General features: G+C 68.6%; 18 protein-coding genes. 4 read left to right on the forward strand and 14 right to left on the reverse strand.

Annotated elements, in window-relative coordinates; genetic code table 11:
- Positions 1 to 223 precede the first annotated feature (223 nt).
- The 3 genes from DB31_RS29495 to DB31_RS29505 all read left to right on the forward strand — a co-directional run bounded on the left by DB31_RS29495 (position 224) and on the right by DB31_RS29505 (position 5,516).
- Positions 224 to 2,299, forward strand: a complete 2,076-nt coding sequence (locus DB31_RS29495) for a heparinase II/III family protein (RefSeq protein ID WP_083968816.1) — start codon at positions 224 to 226, stop codon at positions 2,297 to 2,299.
- Positions 2,300 to 2,352: 53 nt separating this feature from the next.
- On the forward strand, positions 2,353 to 3,678 hold the full coding sequence (locus DB31_RS29500) for a nucleotide sugar dehydrogenase (protein ID WP_044193622.1): 1,326 nt from the start codon (positions 2,353 to 2,355) through the stop codon (positions 3,676 to 3,678).
- 104 nt (positions 3,679 to 3,782) lie between these two features.
- On the forward strand, positions 3,783 to 5,516 hold the full coding sequence (locus tag DB31_RS29505; RefSeq protein ID WP_240486949.1) for a TldD/PmbA family protein: 1,734 nt from the start codon (positions 3,783 to 3,785) through the stop codon (positions 5,514 to 5,516).
- A gap of 17 nt (positions 5,517 to 5,533) precedes the next feature.
- Here DB31_RS29505 and DB31_RS29510 read toward each other — a convergent pair whose 3' ends face one another.
- Positions 5,534 to 6,415, reverse strand: coding sequence for a gluzincin family metallopeptidase (locus DB31_RS29510; protein WP_044193626.1), 882 nt, complete (start codon positions 6,413 to 6,415; stop codon positions 5,534 to 5,536).
- A 37-nt stretch (positions 6,416 to 6,452) separates the two neighbouring features.
- A complete protein-coding gene (locus DB31_RS29515) occupies positions 6,453 to 7,388 on the reverse strand; it encodes an alkaline phosphatase family protein (protein ID WP_044193628.1) in 936 nt (311 codons plus the stop codon).
- Positions 7,389 to 7,429: 41 nt separating this feature from the next.
- On the opposite strand from DB31_RS29515, the gene DB31_RS29520 reads away from it, so the two are divergent.
- Complete coding sequence (locus DB31_RS29520) at positions 7,430 to 8,518, forward strand: DUF4388 domain-containing protein (RefSeq protein WP_044193630.1); 1,089 nt, start codon at positions 7,430 to 7,432, stop codon at positions 8,516 to 8,518.
- A gap of 47 nt (positions 8,519 to 8,565) precedes the next feature.
- Here DB31_RS29520 and DB31_RS29525 read toward each other — a convergent pair whose 3' ends face one another.
- The 12 genes from DB31_RS29525 to purM form a co-directional block, all read right to left on the reverse strand.
- On the reverse strand, positions 8,566 to 9,126 hold the full coding sequence (locus DB31_RS29525; RefSeq protein ID WP_044193631.1) for a hypothetical protein: 561 nt from the start codon (positions 9,124 to 9,126) through the stop codon (positions 8,566 to 8,568).
- Positions 9,127 to 9,163: 37 nt separating this feature from the next.
- Positions 9,164 to 9,658 (reverse strand): hypothetical protein, encoded by a 495-nt coding sequence (locus DB31_RS29530; protein ID WP_052420343.1) that lies wholly within the window; start codon positions 9,656 to 9,658, stop codon positions 9,164 to 9,166.
- 277 nt (positions 9,659 to 9,935) lie between these two features.
- Positions 9,936 to 11,129 carry a GTP-binding protein gene (locus DB31_RS29535; RefSeq protein ID WP_044193634.1) on the reverse strand — a complete coding sequence of 398 codons (1,194 nt, stop codon included), beginning with the start codon at positions 11,127 to 11,129 and terminating at the stop codon, positions 9,936 to 9,938.
- Positions 11,126 to 12,280 carry an anhydro-N-acetylmuramic acid kinase gene (locus DB31_RS29540; protein WP_044193636.1) on the reverse strand — a complete coding sequence of 385 codons (1,155 nt, stop codon included), beginning with the start codon at positions 12,278 to 12,280 and terminating at the stop codon, positions 11,126 to 11,128. The genes DB31_RS29535 and DB31_RS29540 overlap by 4 nt, the downstream gene beginning before the upstream one ends.
- A 103-nt stretch (positions 12,281 to 12,383) precedes the next feature.
- Entirely contained in the window at positions 12,384 to 13,019 is a 636-nt protein-coding gene (locus tag DB31_RS29545; RefSeq protein WP_083968818.1) for a tetratricopeptide repeat protein, read from the reverse strand.
- A 17-nt stretch (positions 13,020 to 13,036) separates the two neighbouring features.
- Positions 13,037 to 13,963 (reverse strand): N-acetylmuramic acid 6-phosphate etherase, encoded by a 927-nt coding sequence (gene murQ, locus DB31_RS29550; protein WP_044193640.1) that lies wholly within the window; start codon positions 13,961 to 13,963, stop codon positions 13,037 to 13,039.
- Between the two features lie 17 nt (positions 13,964 to 13,980).
- On the reverse strand, positions 13,981 to 14,172 hold the full coding sequence (gene rpmB / locus DB31_RS29555; protein ID WP_044193642.1) for a 50S ribosomal protein L28: 192 nt from the start codon (positions 14,170 to 14,172) through the stop codon (positions 13,981 to 13,983).
- A 101-nt stretch (positions 14,173 to 14,273) separates the two neighbouring features.
- The gene (locus tag DB31_RS29560; RefSeq protein ID WP_044193644.1) at positions 14,274 to 15,785 is read right to left on the reverse strand and encodes a phytoene desaturase family protein; all 1,512 of its coding nucleotides are present in this window, start codon (positions 15,783 to 15,785) and stop codon (positions 14,274 to 14,276) included.
- A gap of 164 nt (positions 15,786 to 15,949) precedes the next feature.
- A complete protein-coding gene (locus DB31_RS29565) occupies positions 15,950 to 16,642 on the reverse strand; it encodes an HAD family hydrolase (protein WP_044193646.1) in 693 nt (230 codons plus the stop codon).
- A gap of 93 nt (positions 16,643 to 16,735) precedes the next feature.
- The gene (locus tag DB31_RS29570; protein WP_044193648.1) at positions 16,736 to 17,227 is read right to left on the reverse strand and encodes a 2-thiouracil desulfurase family protein; all 492 of its coding nucleotides are present in this window, start codon (positions 17,225 to 17,227) and stop codon (positions 16,736 to 16,738) included.
- Positions 17,224 to 17,886: a phosphoribosylglycinamide formyltransferase gene (gene purN / locus DB31_RS29575; protein WP_044193649.1), complete on the reverse strand. Its 663-nt coding sequence runs from the start codon at positions 17,884 to 17,886 to the stop codon at positions 17,224 to 17,226. The genes DB31_RS29570 and purN overlap by 4 nt, the downstream gene beginning before the upstream one ends.
- Positions 17,883 to 18,917, reverse strand: coding sequence for a phosphoribosylformylglycinamidine cyclo-ligase (gene purM, locus DB31_RS29580; RefSeq protein ID WP_044193651.1), 1,035 nt, complete (start codon positions 18,915 to 18,917; stop codon positions 17,883 to 17,885). Before purM ends, purN begins: the two co-directional genes overlap by 4 nt.
- Positions 18,918 to 18,940: the final 23 nt, after the last annotated feature.

An 18,940-nucleotide genomic window follows, 5' to 3' on the forward strand; every position in this document is an offset into this window, starting at 1 on the left:
ATGCACGTGGCTAGGAATGAGCACGCCTTCAGATAGGCGCAACGGTACCCACTCTGAGGACTGATCGACACACGACAGAGAAACGACTTTCCCTCTCCGCGTGCGCAGTCATGGCGTTTTTACCGGTGCGCAGACCCCTCGGGAGACCCAACCCCAACAAGATCCACGGCTTACCCCTGGCCGGGCGATTGCTAACCGCTGACCCGGAGCGCGAAAGGGGCGGATGGGGACCTTCGACTATTACACGACGCTGGTTCGACTCGCTCCGGCAGCCGTCGCGAAGAGCGCGGTACGCCGGGTGCAGGGGGTTGCGAGGCAGGCTCTCTATCGCCGCCGGTACCGGGTGGATGAGCTGCGGATCCTCCAGGCGTATGGGGCCGAGTCCGCGGCGGAGCTCGCGGGCAAGCTCCTGGAGACGCGCCACTCCAGCGTGTGGTGTGAGCACCGTCAGCGCCGGTCTGTGCTCGAGGCGCTCGCGGCCGTGCCGGGTGCCCGGGAGCGGGCGCTGGAGCGGGCCGAGGCGGCGCTCCGCCAGGAGTTCCGTGTCTTCGGCACGCGCGTGGCCTTCGGTGAGGGCCGGTCGGTGGAGTGGTCCCTGGATCCGGTGAGCGGCTACCGCTACCCGCTGGAGCCCGTGGAGCAGCTCCAGTTGGTGCGGCCCGGGACGGATCCCAAGTACCCGTGGGTGCTCGGGCGGCTCGACAGCCTCGTGGCGCTGGGGCAGGGCTACTGGGTGGAGGAGAGCGAGCAGGCACGTTCCCGCTACGCGCGCGCCTTCGTGCTGCAGACGCTGGATTTTCTGCAGGCCAACCCTCCTGGGCAGGGTGTGCAGTGGGCGTGCACCATGGAGGTGTCGCTGCGGGCGGCCAACATCGCGCAGGCGCTCGCCATGTTCGCGGAGGCGCCCGAGGTTCAGCGGCCCGAGTTCCTCGTGCCCGTGCTGAGCTCGCTCGCCGAGCACACCGCGTGGGTGGAAGCGCATCCGGAGGACCAGGGCGCGGTCCCCAACAATCACCTCATCGCCAACTACGTGGGCCTGCTGGTGGTGGGCCTGCTGTTCCCGGAGCTCCCGGGCGCGTCGAACCAGGTGGCGCTGGCGGTGAAGACGCTGCGCACGCAGGTGCTGGCGCAGGTGCACGAGGATGGCACCTCCTTTGAGGGCTCCACCTCCTATCACCGGCTCGTGGTGGAGTTGTGCACCCTGGCGCACGTGGTGGCGCTCCGGGCCGGCGTGATGCTGGGCAAGGACTTCGAGGAGCGCCTCCTCAAGATGTTCCGCGCCACGCGCGCTTGGTGCTCCGAGCAAGGGCGGGTGGCTCAGATCGGCGACAACGATTCCTGCCGCGTCTTCCCGCTCCGGGAGCGCGACGATCAGGACCACGGCTATCTGGCTCCGCTGGGCGCGGCGCTCTTCGGCGACGCCTCGCTGGCGGGCGGCGAGTTCCCGGACGAGGCGGCGTGGCTGCTGGGCAAGCCGGGCCTGGAGCGCTTCCAGGCGCTGGGGACGGCTCCAGCGCCCTCCTCGGTGTGCTTCCACTCGGGGGGCTTCCACGTGCTGCGTGGAGCGGGGGCTGTCGTCACCATCAGCGCGGGCCGTCAGGGGCAGCGCGGGGTGGGCGGGCACAGCCACAACGACAAGCTCTCCTTCGAGCTGCACCTGGGCGGAGAGCCCGTGATCGTGGATCCGGGGACAGGCACGTACACGCGGGACGCGATGGTCCGGAACTTCTTTCGCGGCACCTCGGCGCACAACACGCTGGTGGTGGACGCGGTGGAGCAGGCTCCCTTGGAGCCCGAGCGTCTCTTCGCGCTGCCCGAGGACGCCCGGGCCCGGGTGGAGGTGTTCCAGCCGGGCGCGCAGCTGGATCGGCTCACCGTGCGGCACGACGGGTACCGGACGCTGCCGTCGCCCGTGGGCATCGAGCGGACCTTCTACCTGGACAAGCGGGAGCGTGCGCTCGCGGTGACGGATCGGCTCGTCGGTACGGGGGCGCACGAGGTGGTGGGCCGGCTGTACCTGCCGGACGAGCACGTGCGGCTGCGTCCCGCCTCGACCTGGGAGATTGCGCGGGCCTTGCGTGTGCCGGATGCGCCGCGGGCCTTCGAGCCGCTGTGCGTGGAGTTGGGGCCAGAGGACGCGCCGAGGGCGTGTGTGCTCTTCGCCTCGGGACTGACGCCCCGGTTGGACGGGGCCCTGTACTCGCCGGGCTACGGGCGGGTGAGGCCGGCGTCGGTGGTGACTTACGGGGCACGTCGCGTGCCTCCGGCATGGCTGCGGTGGGTGGTCGTCTTTTCGTGAACGGTGTTGTTGAGGCGCCGTGTCCCGCGGCGCCTTGCTTGGAGGGAGTACAGATGCGCGTCATGGTCAGCCCGCTCGTGGATATGATCCGCAAGCGGGAAGCTAAAGTGGGGGTTGTCGGTCTGGGCTACGTGGGGCTTCCGCTCGGCATGGCGTTCGCCGATGCGGGGTTCCCGGTGATGGGGCTCGATATCGACAAGCGCAAGATTGACAAGATCGCCAAGGGGGAGAGCTACATCAAGCACATCCCCAGCGAGCCGCTGAAGAAGCTGAGCAGCGAGGGCAAGCTCAAGGCGACGACGGACTTCGCCAAGGCCAAGGAGATGGACTGCATCGTCATCTGCGTGCCCACGCCGCTGACGGCGTCGCGTGAGCCGGACATGACGTACATCGTCCAGACGGGCGAGGCGCTGTCCCCGTACGTGCGCCGTAACCAGCTCTTCGTGCTGGAGTCCACCACCTACCCGGGCACCACCGAGGAGGTGCTCAAGCCGCTGCTGGAGAAGAGCGGCCTGAAGGCGGGCGTGGACTTCCACCTGGCCTTCAGCCCCGAGCGCGAGGATCCGGGCAACAAGAGCTTCAACACGAAGACGATCCCGAAGATCGTCGGCGGCTTCACGCCGGCGTGCCTCGAGGTGGCGCAGGCCCTGTACTCCAGCGCGCTGAAGGAGACGGTGCCGGTGTCCTCCACGCGCGTGGCGGAGCTCTCCAAGCTGCTGGAGAACATCTTCCGCTGCGTGAACATCGCCATGGTCAACGAGATGAAGATGCTCTGCGACCGCATGAACATCGACGTGTGGGAGGTCATCCAGGCGGCGAGCACCAAGCCGTTCGGCTTCATGCCCTTCTTCCCGGGCCCGGGCCTGGGCGGTCACTGCATCCCGATCGATCCGTTCTACCTGACGTGGAAGGCGCGCGAGTACGAGTTCCACACCAAGTTCATCGAGCTGGCCGGCGAGGTGAACACGCAGATGCCGTACTACGTGGTGCAGCGCACCATGGAGGCGCTCAACCAGCACAAGAAGACGCTCAATGGCGCCAAGGTGCTGTGCTTGGGTGCGGCGTACAAGAAGGACATCGACGACATGCGCGAGAGCCCGAGCCTCCGCGTCATCTCGTTGCTCAAGGAGAAGGGTGCCGTGGTCAGCTACCACGACCCGTACGTGCCGAAGCTGGAGAAGGGCCACGGCTTCAACTTCGAGATGACCTCCGTGCCGCTGTCGCCGGAGACGCTCGGCCAGTACGACGCGGTGGTGATCCTCACGGACCACTCCAACATCGACTACTCCATGGTGGTGAAGAAGTCCCAGTGCGTCGTCGACACGCGCAACGCCACGAAGCACGTGGGACCGGGCCGTGAGAAGGTGACGAAGGCCTAGTTGCACGGGGGCTGATTGCCTCCCAAGCGAGGGTCCTCGCCGCTCTGGAGCAGGGCGGTGAGGACCTTCGGTGCATTGCGGGGTGGTTTCGGTACAGTGGGGCCGTGCGACTTCCCCTCTCGCCCGTCCTTCCCCTGTTGGCTGTCTCCGCTCTCCTGGCTGCCGCCGCGCCTCCGGCCGATCCGCGTCTGGAGATGGCGGATGCGATGATCGCTGAGCTGACCCGCAGCCAGCAACAGCTCCAGCTCAAGGGCCACGAGCCGCCGTACTTCATCAGCTACCAGCTCAAGGACTACGACCAGTACGCCATCGCCGCGCGCTACGGGGCGATCTTCACGGATGACGGCTCGCGGGATCGCCGGCTGGCGGCGGATGTGCGGGTGGGCTCGTACCAGTTCGACAGCTCGGTGCCCGAGGAGCAGGACTTCCTCGTCTCCACCAAGGGGACGAGCTACTACGCGCGGCCGGACGGCCCGATCGACGACTCGCCGATGGCGCTGCGCACCGCGTTCTGGCTGCTGACGGATGAGAAGTACAAGTCCGCGCTGGCCCAGTTCCTCAAGAAGAAGGGCGAGGACGTCTATACGGTGGAGGATCCGAAGCGCCCGCCGTCCTTCTCCAAGGAGAGGCCGAACACGCACGTGCAGCCGTCCGTGGCGTTCCCGTTCGATCGGGAGCGGTGGCGCAAGGTGGCGCGGATGCTGTCGGCCCGGTTCAACGGGCATCCGGAGATCTTCGACTCGGATGTGCGCGTCACGGCAGACAAGGTGATGCGCGTGTTCGTCTCCACGGAGGGCAGCCGCATCATCACCGAGGAGACGCTCTACGGGCTGCACGTCACCGCGGTGGCTCGCGCGGAGGACGGGCAGCTGCTGGACAACTCGCGCAACTACTACACGCCCACCGAGGCGGGGCTTCCGGACGACAAGACGCTGCTGGAGGCCACGGACAAGGTGATCACGGAGCTGCTGGCGCTGCGGAAGGCGCCCGCGATCGATCCGTATACAGGGCCGGCGATCCTGGCGCCCGAGGCCTCGGGCGTGCTGTTCCACGAGGTGCTGGGGCACCGGCTCGAGGGGCACCGGCAGGCAGACGATCGCGAGGGCAAGACGTTCCGAGGCCAGGAGGGCAAGCAGGTCCTGCCGCCCTTCCTCTCCATCTCCGATGACCCAACGGTGCGAGAGCTGAGCGGGGAGAAGCTCAACGGCTATTACCTCTATGACGAGGAGGGCGTGAAGGCGCAGCGGGTGCCGCTGGTGGAGAAGGGCGTGCTGCGCAACTACCTGCTGTCGCGCCAGCCGGTGGAGGGCTTCCTGCAGTCCAACGGGCATGGCCGGAGCCAGGGCTCGCAGCGGCCGGTGGCGCGCATGGCGAACCTGCTCGTGGACTCCACGAAGCAGGTGTCCGACGAGGAGCTGAAGCGGCAGCTGATCGCGGAGGCGAAGCGGCAGGGCAAGCCGTACGGGCTCATCATCCGCGACATTACCGGCGGCAACACCAACACCTCCAGCTACGGCTACCAGGCATTCAAGGGCGTGCCCCGGATGGTGTTCCGGGTGGATGTGCGGGATGGGAAGGAGACGCTGGTGCGGGGCGTGGAGATCGTCGGCACGCCGCTGTCGGCGGTGAACCGGATCCTGGCCTCGGGCAGTAGGCAGGGCGTGTTCAACGGGTTCTGCGGCGCGGAGAGCGGGATGGTGCCTGTGTCCACCGTGGCGCCTGCGATGCTGCTCCAGGAGATCGAACTGCAGCGGACGATGGAGGGTAAGGACCGCCCACCGATCCTCTCCAGCCCCTCGGCCGCTTCGCGGCAGCCCGAGGCGAAGAAGCAGGAGTAGGGCGGTACGTCCTTCGTTCAGCTCCCGGGTGCTTCTGCGGGTTCTTCTGGAGCACTTTGCTCCTCGGAGGGAGCAAGAGCATCGGGGGAGGGGTGCAGCAAGCGCCCGCCCTTGAAGCCTCTCAGGCGCAAGTAGCGCGAGAAGTCCCGGAGAAAGGCCTCGGGCGGTAGCCCCACGATGGAGGTGAAGGCCCCCGGGAAGTCCGGCCCCCGGCTCATCTCCTCCAGCAGCTTGCGCACCGTGTCCTCCCCATAGCGGTTCACCAGGAAGCTGAAGGCGTGGTGGGCTGCTCCGTAGGCCACGGGCATCTGCTCGGCGTAGAGCGGCTCGGGGCGCAGCAGGGGTTCCCAGGAGGGATTCTCCTCCAGCGTCCGTGCGAGGGTCTCCAGTGTGGGCCAGCGGTAGCCCTGGTTCGCCGTGTACGAGGCCATGCCCTCGCGGAACCATCCGGGGATCTTCTTCTGCCGCCAGCCGCCCAGGTCCGCCGCCGCCTGGTACATCACCGTGTGCGTCAGCTCATGCAGGAGTGTCTCGTTCAGGTCCTGCTGCGTGGCGCTCAGCGGGCTCCAGGTCTCCGGCGCTTGCACATCCACCACGTCGTAGCGCGCCCACGCCCGCAGCCACTCGTAACCCGAGCGCTTCGCGGCTCGCTCCAGGGACTTGTGATCCGGATGGACCCGCACCGTTACCGGCTCGTGGAGCCTGCCCCACTTCACGAGCTGGTGCCCTGCATTCTCCAGCGCGGCTCGGACCATGAGCGCGCCCGCCTCCTCGCGGGAGGGGTACTCGATGCGGAAGGTCCCCACCGCTGTCTCCACCGTGAGGAGCTCGGCCTTCAGCCCAGAGCGTGGCCCCACGCATCCGGCGCTCACCCACAGTGCGAGCACCGCGCTGGCCATCGTTCCCCTGTGGCTCCTGCCCACCGTCACGCGCACCTCACTCCGCGTCCAGCCAGCGCAACACCGTGCGCCCCACGTCCGCCACGGTGGCCAGCGCCTCCACCTCTGGCGCAGGCGGCCCGAAGTAGAGCACGGGCACGGGGTTCAGGGTGTGGCTCCGTGTCGAGAGATCCTCCACGTTGCCGTGATCGCTGCAGATCAACACCCGCGCATCCGGCGGCCGCAGGGCCACGATCTCCCGCGCGAAGGCATCGAAGGTGTCCAGGGCCGCCAGGGCTGCCTCGAAGTCTTGCGCGTGCCCGGCCTCGTCAGCCAGGTAGTGCTCGAAGAAGGTGAAGTCCACGCCCTCGGCCACCTGCCAGAAGATCCGCGCTGCTTCCTCGGGCGTGCGCTGGGGCACGGACAAGCCCATGCGGTGCGCGTGAGTGCCGGTGATGTCATGGGTGAGCCCGTCCCCCGCGCGCGCGTCATCCAGCGTGCGCAGGGGTACGCCTCCCGCCGCGAAGGCCAGGGTGGATGCCGAGGGCTTCAAGCGCTTCGCTGCCGCAGGAGGGAAGACGAACTCCGGGGGCGTGGTGGAGGCTCGCCGGTGCAGCTTCAGCAGGTCCAGGTATGGCGCCGCGTAGCTGTTGGCGAAGGTGGCGGTGCGCCCAGCGGCCACCAGCCGCTTCACGAGCGAGCGCTCCGCCAGGATCTCCCGCAGGGGTGGGTTCGGGTAGCCCAGCACGTGGCGCTGAATGAGGGCAGGCGCGGGGTCGCCCGTGAGGATGGCCGTCTGGTTGGAGGCTGACTGGGGGCGGCCCTCCACACCGAAAGTGGTATCCACAGGGATACACCACCCCCCTGGGGGCAGGGGGGTCCCGGGGGCGTCCCCGAACTGGGAGAGCAGGTGGGCCCTCCCAGCGAGCGGGTTCACTGCCGTGTCCTTCCGGCCTACACCCACACCATCGATGAACAGGAGCGCGACTCGCACGATTTCTGACTGTATCCTCGAATTTCTGGAATCCGTCACCCATGGCCCTTCACGGCGACCTCTTCAGTTATCCGCTTCCTGAACTTCTGCAGTGGCTCGACGGCTCTCGCAAGACGGGGACGTTGCAGCTGTCCTGGGAGGCCGGGGAGCGCAAGATCTTCGTTCTCTCCGGCCAGGTGGTCGCCACCGCCAGCCGGGGGCTGCGTGAGCGCGTGGCCCGGCTCCTGGAGCTGGCCAAGCTGAGCTCGGGCAGCCGAGTGCTGGCCTCCTTCGAGGAGCTGCAGCGCACCCCGGATGTCGAGCAGGCCTTTGCCACTCACGGCGTGGACGTGCGCATGGTCCGGGAGATGGGGCGCGAGGAGCTCTTCAGCTCGATGATGGACCTGACCATCGCCGGGCGCGGCACGTTCCACTGGACGGAGGATGCGGACCGCACGGGCGAAGACTGGGTGCCCTCGGACATGAGCATCCGCGAGATGCTCTTCGAGTCCCTGCGCTGGGTGGACGAGCACGGGGATGTGGAGCAGGCGCTGCCCATCGACGCGATGAGCGTGCGGGCGGTGGCTCCGCCGAGCGCGAGCCAGCCGCTGTTGCACCGGGTGATCCTCACGCTGTGCGCCAACTCGCAGAACCTGGGGCGGCTGAGGCTGTCGATGGGGATGTCGCGATCGGCGGTGACGCGGCGGGTGTTCGATCTGCTGCGCTTGAAGCTGGTGGAGGTGGAGGGAGCGCCGCAGGTCGAGGCGGATCCGGTGGCGGAGATGCTGGAGAAGGGGCAGGTGTTGGTGCGTGAGGGACAGTACGACTCGGCGGGCATCATCTGCGCCTCGTTGCTGGCCAGTGATCCGGCGGATCGGCGCGTGCGCGAGTTCGCCCGCATGGTCCAGCGCGAGCACGTGGCGGCCCTCTATGGGGAGCTGCCTCCGGTGGCGGTGCCGGTGCCGGTGCACGATCCGGAGGGCATGGCGCTGCTCAAGCCCGAGGAGCGTCAGATCGCCGGCCTGGTCAACGGCGGCTGGGATGTGTCGACCTTGGTGCTAGCCGTACCCGCGCGGGAGCTGGACACCCTGCGCACGTTGGCGAAGCTGGTGCGCATGGGCCTGGTGCAGCTCACCATGCCGATGCGCTGATCCAGGGCCTGTGATGGAGGGAAGAGCGCGGCCCCAGCGCTGGCGGGCTATTGCAGGTGTGGAGCGCCCCCATCGGCTGAGGAGAGGCCCCCATCTGGACTGACAGTGGGGACTCCCCCGTCTGCCTGTTCCGCCGGGCTCCTGGGCTTCCCTGCGTCCGGGACGCTGGGGCCCCAGGGAGCCTCAGGTTCAGTTCCGATGACCCGACGGAGAATGCGGCCGTTGGTGCTGATGGCGTACTTCGCGCCCGTGTCCACGGAGATGTACTGCGGACCGCAGAAGTCAGGGTCCTCCATGATGCGGACAAAGATGATGTCGTCCTGACGGATGATTCGATAGCGATATGCCTCCGGCCTCATCCAGCAGGGCCGGTTCTCGTTGTCCGAGGGGAGAAAGTCATGGACAGCGATGCTGAGGGCTCGGAGGAGCGTGCCATCCAGCTCGTACGGCTTCTGTCCGGCACCGACCGCCACCGCTGAGTCCGCGAAGAACGGTGGGAACGCAATGGACGGATCGTTCTCCTGCGGGAGCTGGCGCGAGCCCGGGGACCGCGCACATCCCACGAGGATCAGGGCCGCAAGCCACAGGGACACGTTGGTCATCCGCATGGGGCCCTCTCGACGCACGTTCCGCCGCAGCAGGTGATTACTTCGCAGGAGCAAATTGGAAATCCGTCTCACTGGTCCAGTGGACGGTGCCGACGGGGGTCTTGTGCCACTGGCCTTGTGCATCCGGTGTCCATTTCAGCACCTCGGTGCTTCCGTGGCTGTACTCATAGAAGCCGTCGCACGAGAACGGTTCCGGTGGGTGAGCGTTCGAGATGAAGGCGACGATGCTGACAGGGACGACGCCTTGCTCCGTTTGAACAGAGCCGCCATGAATCCGGGCGATCTTCGCCACGGCAGCGATGTCTTCCTCCGAGATGTTGGTGGGCGTGGCGGGATGGTTGTGAAGGAAGTACAGGTATTGGAGGCTGCGAGGGGGATATCGCGGGTCCTCCACGAAGGCCGGGGCTCTGCAGCCCTTTTCGCCGTTGGCGCGAAGCGGCTCCGTGCTCTCCACGAGGTAGCTCAGCTCGTATTGGTGGGTTGGCGTGTAGTAGAGCCAGGCGCAGTACTCGTTTGATACGCGCCACCGCACAGGGAAACTCGTGTCATCCGAGCGCCCAGCCGTTGCGTTGCGCTGACCCAGGATGAGTGGGCAGGCCGCCAGCAGCGCATCCCAAGAGGTGGGGAACGGTCCCTGGCCTGGAAATGGGCCGGCTACGCTGGAAGGGATCTTCCCGGACTCAAAGCGCACAACGCCTGGAGGTGGCGGAGTGGGAACGCATCCCCAGGCCGCAAGAAGCCCCAGCAGGTAGGCCCAGAGTGGTCTCCCCACATGCATGGTCCTCTCCTGCACTGATTGTAGGTGGACCTTACGCCGTCTCGGGGAGGCCCGCGGCGTTCAGCCGGGTGAAGACCTGCATCACGAGGTACAGCGCGAAGGCGGCGTCATCCACCCGCGCCGTGTCCACGTGGTTGGACAGCCCCTGCAGCCGCAGCAGGTCCGAGCCATCCACCCGCAGCAGGAAGCCCTGCTGTGCCAACGAGCCCTCTCCCGCCAACGCCAGGGCTCGCCGGACCGCGTCCACGCACGCTTTCACGCACTGGGCATACTGTCCGCTGGCGAATGCGGTCTCCGCCGCACGGGCGTGGTCGAACAGCTCTCCCGGCGCCAGCGCCGTCGCAGGCCCCATCGCCCGTTGGCCCGCCGTGCGAGGGACGGGCACCGCCGAGGAGTTCGGAGTCACCTCCATCCGAGCCGCAGGAGCCATGGCTGCCGCCACGATGGGCGCGGGCCCACCCGCCGAGGCCACCGCAGGCAGTGTCGTCGAGGAGGGCGGGTGCTGCCGGGGCGTCATCGCCGGAGGTTGCACTGCCTGCATCGTCTGGGACGGCCGCGTCGGCAGGTGCTGGCTCAGCTGCGCCTCCAGCCCTGCTCCCGGAGCCACAGGGCTCGGGGTCGGGCGGGGCGGGGGAACGATGCGCTTGGCCCGGAGATCCTTGATGACCAGCCGGGTGATGGCTTTGAGCGAGTCCAGCACCCCCTGGCCGCTCGTGGCCGAGGTCTCGAACTCAGGCGCGCCGCGCGCGTTCAGCGCCGCTCGCATCTGCTCCACGGGCATTGCCTTGTCGATGTCCCGCTTGTTCCACTGCATCACCAGCGGGAACCGATCCAGCCGGATGCCCTGCTCGAGCAGGTTCTCCTCCAGGTTTTGCAGCGACTCGCGGTTGGAGTCCAACGCCTCCGGCTGCGAGTCCGCCACGAACACCACCCCGTCCGCCCCCTGCAGCACCAGCTTGCGCGTGGCGTTGTAGAAGACCTGGCCCGGCACCGTGTACAGCGCCAGCCGCACGGAGCAGTCATTCACCCGCTCCACCTTCACCGGCAGGAAGTCGAAGAAGAGGGTGCGGTCGCCCTCCGTGGCGATGGACATCATCTCGCCTCGGTGCGCCGGCCGGACCGTCTCGTAGATCTTCCGCAAGGTCGTCGTCTTGCCCGACAACCCCGGTCCGTAGAAAACGATCTTCGCGGCCACTTCGCGGGCCAACAGGTTCACGCTGCTCACGGTGTAAGCTTACCTAGAACGACTCTGCGTCTCGCGCCAGTCGCCGACGGTACATTCGCTGGGGTCCCCAGCAGGTGCTCGGCCGCCAGCAAGGCAAAGCAGGCGGCTTCCTTGGCTCCTTCGGGAAACCCCAGGGTGTCCAGCGGCTTCACCGGCACAGGCCCCAGCCGCGCCGTGAACCGCTCCATCAGCGCCGGATTTCGGCTTCCTCCTCCAGAGACGTACACCGCCTCCAAGGACTTGAAACGGGGGAGGACGTAGGCCTCGTAGGCCCGCGCCGTGGCCTCCACCGTGAAAGCCAGCGCCGTGGCCAGCAGATCCGCCGGACGATCCGGGGACTGCTCCCAGAGGAAGGACACCAGCGCCTCGCCAAACCCCTCGCGCCCCGCGCTCCGAGGCGGCGGCAGGGCGAAGAACGGGTGCGTCAGCAGGTCCGCCAGCAGCGCCGGGATGGGCTTGCCCTGCCGAGACAGCTGCCCGTCCAAGTCACACTGGAGCTTGCCCCCCGTCATCCGCCGCGCCAGCCCGTCCAGCACCATGTTGCCCGGGCCCGTGTCGAAGGCGAGCACGTCGTCCAGCCGCTCGCCCACCACGCTCACGTTGGCGATGCCACCAATGTTCTGGAACGCTCGCACCGCCCCCGGCTGCCGGAACACCGCCCAGTCGAAGTAGGGCACCAGCGGCGCCCCCTGGCCCCCTGCGGCCATGTCCCGTGTACGGAAGTCACTCACCACAGGGATGCCCAGGCGCTCGGCGATGACGGAGGCTTCGCCCAGCTGCAGGGTGGAGGGCGTGGTGGAGAGGCTCGTGGGCAGGTGCGCCATCGTCTGCCCGTGCGAGCCGATCACATCCACGTCCCCGTTGCGCAGGCCCGCGCGGGTGATGACGGCCTGGGCCGCCTCTGCGAAGCGCTCGCCCAGCTCGAAGTTGAGCTCACAGAGCGAGCGCGCATCCTGCGGCCCGAGCACGCGCTGGATGAACTCCGGCGGGAACGGGCGGGAGACGTGCGTCAGCAGCTTCAGCGTCACGGAGGGGCCCGTGCCCTCGATCTTGCAGAGCACCGCCTCCACCGCGTCCACGCTCGTGCCAGAGATCAGCCCCACACAGAGGCGAGGGCGGCTCGGGTCGGCGGGGGAGCGAGGGGGGCGCATGGTCCGATTGTAAGCCCCCGGGCTCACGCTGGCCCGGAAACAGTGGATGCGCGAAGGGAGGGGGGCTGAGTGCTCGCCAAAACGGACGGGGCGTGAGAGCAGGCTACCGGTTGCAGGCCTGATCCATGCCGCCCTCGCAGGCCTTCTGGAACAGCTCGACGGCGCGCTTCGGATCCGCCGTCACGCCACGGCCTTTCTCGTAGAAGAGGCCGAGGTTGAAGCAGGCACCGGCCTCACCTGTCGCGCAGGATTGCTCGAAGATCTTGGCGGCGCGGCTGTCGTCCTGCGTCACACCCCGGCCCTGGGCATACAAGGCGCCGAGGTTGGTGCAGCCCCGGCTCGCACCCAAAGTGCAGGCCTTGTCGAAGAGCAGGGCGGCGTGGCCGTCGTCGCGCGTCACGCCGCTGCCCTGCACATAGAGGATGCCCAGGTTGGTGCAGCCGCGGGCGTCATCGCCATCGCAGGCCTTCTCGAAGAGCGGGGCGGCGCGGCTGTCATCCTTCTCCACGCCCACGCCCTCCCAGTAGCTGACGCCCAGTTGGTAGCAGCCCTCCTTGTCGCCGGCCGCGCAGGCCTTCTCGCGATCAACAAAGGTCGGCTGGGCGGGCGTGACGGCGGTGGCGTCGTGCACTGCGGAGGGAGCGGCGGCGGCGGGCTTGCTCGTGGCGCAGCCTCCAAGTCCCACTGCGAGCGCGCAGATTCCGAGCATGAGGGCTGAAGCGTAGGGCGACGGTGACATGACTGCCTCCTGGGGGCTCACGGCGTGCGTCGGGGTTTGGACTTCTGCTGCTCGAGGGTTCGCAGGGAGTCGCGCTGGAGCCGTGCTTGCGCCTCTTCCCGGCCCAACCCGGTGAAGTGCATCGCGAGCGCCGTCTTCACAGAGCCGCCCGCGGTGCTCAGCAGCCGTCGCGCCCGTGCGAGGGGCAGCTCCGTCAGCTCCGCCACCATGCGCACGGCACGCGCTTGGAGCTTCGCGTTGGCCGGGCGCACGTCCACCATCCGCCCGCGGTACACCTTGCCCAGCGAGACGAAGGCCGCCGTGGTGAGCGCATTGAGGATCAACTTGGTGGCGGTGCCCGCCTTGAGCCGCGTGGAGCCCGCCACCAGCTCCGGGCCCGTCACCGCCAGGATCAGGATGTCTACCTGGAGCCGAGGCCCAGGAGGGTTACAGCACACGAGCACCGTCCGCGCTCCCCGTCGCCGCGCCTCGGCCAGCGCCCCGAGCACATAGGGCGTGGATGCACTGGCGGAGATGCCGCACACCACGTCCTTGGGGCCCGCGCGGAACCGGCGCACGGACTGAGCGCCTGCGGCCGGATCATCCTCGGCGCCTTCCACGGCGCGAGTCAGCGCCCGGTGGCCTCCGGCGATAACGGCCTGGACCTGGGAGGGAGGAGAACCAAACGTCGGCGGGCACTCACTGGCGTCGAGCACGCCGAGTCGCCCGCTGGTGCCAGCGCCCACGTAGAGCAGCCGGCCCCCGGCCCGCAACGCATCCGCTACGGCCCGCGCTGCTTCCGCTACGGACGGGAGCGCGCTGCGGACCGCTCGGACGGCAGCCAGGTCTTCCTGATGCATCCGGCGGACGAGGGCCTCGACAGAGAGGAGGTCCAGCTCGTCCGCGCGGGGATGAAGCCGCTCAGTGGGCGGGAGCGCGAGCGGAGTCGAACGCGGCCTTCCCACCCTCGAGCGCTCGGCGATCAGGCGGCCTTGGTGATCTTGCCCGCCTTGATGCAGCGGGTGCAGGCCAGGACGCGCTCGGTACGGCCCTCAACGCTGGCCCGGATCTTCTGGAGGTTCGGCAGCGTCCGCTTCTTGGTCTTGTTGTTCGCGTGGGAGACGTTGTTGCCCACGAGCGGCCGCTTCCCACAGATGTCACACTTCCACGCCATGACAGCCAACTCCTTGAAAACAGGGGCTTTACAGGCTCTGCCCCGAAAAGAGCGGCGGAACCTACCAGAAATCCCCTGAAAATCCAGCCGATCCGTTGGGCCTACCCCGCCGTGGGGGTCTTCTTCTTGAGCATTTCCTGCACGAGCCGCGCGGCGCGCATCCCCGCGAGGAACTCGCCCTCCAGGCCCAGGCCAGGGAGCACCTCGCGGCCGGCGAGGAGGATGTTCTTCGCCGGCGTGCGCTGCTTCAAACCCGTGACGCCCAGGAAGGCTTCCGCCTCGAAGGTGTAGAGGGGGTGGGGCATGAGCCTGCTGCCTCGCACGCCGCCAGCGTCCAAGTACGGCGCCGAGCGCAGCACCCGGTGGGGCAGGGTGAAGGGCATCAGCGTCTCCAGCTCCTTGTCGATGCGCTGCGCAAGGACTTGCATGTGCTCTTCGCCCAGATCCCTCACGGAGGCGGGCACGAACGCGGCGGCGCAGACCACGCGGAGGGACTCGTCCTCCTGGCCCGACGGGGTGCGCGCCGGGTGGACCTGGATCAGCAGCGGCCGGAGCTCCACGTCCTCGCTCTCCACGAGGAGCAGCTCGCCCATGCCTCGGGGCAGGGCGTTCGCGGGGACCACCCAGTTCACCGCGAAGAGCAGGGAGCGGTTGGTGGAGGCATCCAGGTGCTCGAGCAGGCTGCGGTGCCGCTTGCGGTCGGTGATGAGCCGCCGCAGCGCGCTCGAGTCCATGGCCGACACCAGGCACGAGGCCCGGTAGACGACGTCCGAGCGCACCAACTTCACGCCGGAGAAGCGCGCCCCATCGAAGGTGATCTCCTCGACGACGTAGCTGTCCGAGTTCTCGCGGGTGAGCACGTCGCCGCCCAGCTCGGAGAGCCGCTTGACGATCATCTCGCGCAGGCCCTCGTTTCCGCCGGGGAAGCGCTGGGGAGACTGGAGCGCCTGGGACAAGGGGCGGGTGAGCGACAGGGGCGAGGAGGCCTCGTCCAGGTGGATCAGGAAGGGCAGCAGGCCCCGCAGCAGGGCGCCGGGCGGGGTGTTGTTGGACAGGCGCGGGTGTTTCTCCAGGCCCTCGTGCTGGCCGATCTTCTTTTTCAGGCCCCACGCCTCGAAGAAGCCATCCGGGGGCAGGTTGGGCTGCTCCTTGAGGAAGGCGTTGCTCTCTTCGTGCTGGGAGGCGGTGGTGGTGAGGGCAGCGAAGAGGCCCTCGGCCGCGTCACCGAACTCGCGGACCAGCTCGGCGCGACGGCGCGCAGGATCGGGCTGCAGATCCACCCGGTGGCGGGGCAGGACGAGCTGCAGCTCGGGCTGGTGCGGGCGCAGGGAGCGCTGGACGGTGGTGGTGAGGCCCAGCTCAGTGAAGGCCTCCTCCACGAGGGGCATCGCCTTGAGCGGGGGCGTGATGGAGGGTCCGTAGGGGAGCACATAGCCGCCGTGCTCGTAGCCAGTGCCGGTGCCGTCATGGTCGATGAGCAGCACACGGTGCTTGCGCTTGGCCAGGAGCGCGGCCGTGAGGGCTCCGCCCAGTTGGCTGCCCACGACGATGGCGTCGTAGACGTGCCGGGAGGGACCCGAGGGAACCTGGAGTCTGGCGGGCTGGGTGGCCATTCGGGGGGCACACTACACAACGTCCCGGCTCCTGGCGCCTTTCTGATGCGCGGACCTGTCGGGTGCCCTGCGAGTCCGGGTGGGGCCTCAGGGCCTTGGACTGGGGGCGGAGTCCCGCCGGTTGTGCGCTCAGTAGGGGCAAGGGTGGGAGCGCGCGGGCGGGGTCAGACGGCGCGCGCCGCCGCGATCAGGAGCCGGGCCTCCAGATCGGGCGGGAGGGTGGCGAAGTCTGGAGCCACCCACTGGGCGCCTGCCTCGCGGAGCACCTCGGGGGGCGTGGTGCTGGTGATGCCCACCGCGGCCATGCCCGCCGCGCGTGCCGCGATGATGCCGTTCACCGCATCCTCGAAGACGACGCACGAGGCGGGATCGACATCGAGCGCCTTGGCTGCGGCCAGGAAGATGTCCGGCGCGGGCTTGCCCCGGACCACCTCTTCGGCGCCGACGACGCGCGCGAACAGCGAGCGGATGCCGAGCCCATCAAGCACCAGTGCACGGTTTCCCGTGGGGGCAGCGGTGGCGACGGCCAGCCGGGCCCCCGCGCTTCGCAGGCGGGCGATGAAGGCCTCGGCGCCTCTCATGAGCGATAGGTGGGGCTTATAGAGCTGGCGGTAGTGGGTCTCCTTCTCCTCGGCCAGCTGGTTCAGTTCTTCGGCAGAGAGGGGACGGCCCAGCAGGATGGGGAGGATCTCCTCGTTCTTCTTGCCCGCGAACTCGCGCTCGAACCGCTCGGCGGTGGCGTCGATGCCGAGGCGCTGCGAGAGGGACACCCAGGCCTCGGAGTGGAAGCGCATGTTGTCGACGAGGGTGCCATCCATGTCGAAGATGGCGGCGTGCAGAAGTGTAGGCGCGATCATGTCTCCTGAATTATCGCGTCCCGCGCCAGGATGGGATCGGGAAGCGCACGGAGGTGTCTGTCTGCTTGAGTGGGAGGAGGCCAGACCCGTGCCTCACAGCTCCTCGTCACTGAGGATGATGACCCCAGCGGAGTGGAGCAGGGCGGCTGTGACGCCTCGGCCCCGGACCACCTGGCCGTTCACGTGCGTGCCTTGGCTGCCGCATGAAGGGCTGCGCTCCTTGAGCACGGCCACCTTCACTCCGAAGCGCTTTACCGCCTCCAGGGCCAGCTCCGCGCCGTAGCGGAACGCGGCTGTCCGGTCATCGCCCGTCGCGGCCACCACCGCCTGGGCCTGGCCCGCCAGCACCGCCTCTCCCGTGCCTCCGCGCAGCTCCACCGCGGGCCTCGGAATGCCCAGGCCCGCGCCCGTCTCCGGGCACACGGGCACGAGCTCCTTGCCCTCCAGTGCCCGCATCACCGGGTTCGAGCCTTTCGACTTCCCGTCGTACCGGCAGGCTTCACCGAATAGGCACGCACTCACCAGCACCACCGAAGCCTCGCGCAGCGCCGCTAGCCGCTCCTCTTGCGTCAGCTCCACAGTCATGGCGCCCCAGGGCTCCGCAGGCTCTGCTCGCTTCCCGTGACTTGCGCGGCCACCCGCGTTCCAGTCCCTTCCAGCGTCACCTTCCCCGTCACCACCAGACGCACCGCCAGCGGGTAGAGCTTATGCTCCTCCGCGAGGATGCGCGCGCTCAGGCTTGCTTCGTCATCCCCTGGCAGCACCGGCACCGCCGCCTGCGCGATGATCGGCCCCGTGTCCGTGCCCGCGTCCACGAAGTGCACCGTGCATCCGGCGATCTTCACCCCGCGTTCCAGCGCCTGCCTTTGGGCATGCAGCCCCGTGAACGCTGGTAGCAGGGAAGGGTGGATGTTCAACACTCGCCCCGGAAATCTCGCCAGGAAGTCCGCGCTCACCAGCCGCATGAAGCCCGCCAGACACACCCACTCCACGCCCGCCTTCTCCAGCTCATCCCCGAGCGCCCGCTCGAAGTCCGCCCGCGAGCCGAACGCATTGTGATCCAGCGCCACCGCGGGCACTCCCGCCTTGCGCGCCCGCTCCAGCCCGAACGCGGTGGGCACGTTGGACACCACGCACACCACCTGCGCCGGGAAGTCCGCCTGCGCGCACGCGTCCAGCAGCGCCTGCAGGTTGCTCCCGCTGCCGGAGATCAGCACCGCCAGCCGGGCTCGCCCGCCGCTCATGGCTCGATGACCGCCGTGGCCTCGCCCTGGCCCTGTTCCACGCGCCCCACCTCCGATGCCTTCACGCCTCGCGCGCTCAGCACACTCAGCGCCTGCGCCACGTCCTCCTTCGCCACCACCACGATCAGCCCCAGCCCCATGTTGAACGTGGAGAACATCTCGTCACGCGCCACCCCGCCCACTTTCGCGATCAGATCGAAGATAGGAGGTCGGCTCCACGCCTTCTCGCTCAGCACCGCCCGCGTTCCGTCCGGCAGGCAGCGGGGCAGGTTGCCCGGAATGCCGCTCCCGGTGATGTGCGCCATGCCCTTCACCTTCACCGCCTTCGCCAGTGCCAGCGCGTCCTTCACGTAGATCTTCGTGGGCTCCAGCAGCGCATCCGCCAGCGGCCGGCCCAGGCCCGCGGGCGTCTCCTTCAGCGGCAGCTTCCCGTCGTCCAGCAGCACCTTGCGCGCCAGCGAGTACCCGTTCGAGTGCAGCCCCGACGACGGCAGGCCGATCAGCGCATCGCCCGGCATCACCGTCCGCCCATCGATGATCTCCGAGCGCTCCACCACCCCCACGCAGAACCCCGCCACGTCGTACTCGCCCCGTGAGTAGAACCCCGGCATCTCCGCCGTCTCGCCGCCCAGCAGTGTGCATCCGGCCTGCTCGCAGCCCAACGCGATGCCCTTCACCACCGCGGCTGCCGCGTCCACCTCCAGCCTCGATGTGGCGAAGTAGTCCAGGAAGAACAGCGGCTCCGCGCCACAGGTGAGGATGTCGTTCACCGACATGGCCACCAGGTCGATGCCCACCGTGTCGTGCCGCCCTGCCAGGAATGCCACCTTCAGCTTCGTGCCCACCCCGTCCGTGCCCGCCACCAGCACCGGCTCCCGGTACTTGCCCGGGGGCAGGGCGAACAGTCCTCCGAAGCCGCCCACTCCAGCCACCACCTCGGGCCGCATCGTGCGCGCAGCGTACGGCTTGATCCGCTCGACGAAGGCGTCTCCCGCCTCGATGTCCACTCCGGCCTGCTTGTAGGTCGTCACGGGCGGCCTTCTACCGGCAAGCC

This window comes from Hyalangium minutum (assembly GCF_000737315.1).
Classification (GTDB): Bacteria; Myxococcota; Myxococcia; order Myxococcales; family Myxococcaceae; genus Hyalangium; species Hyalangium minutum.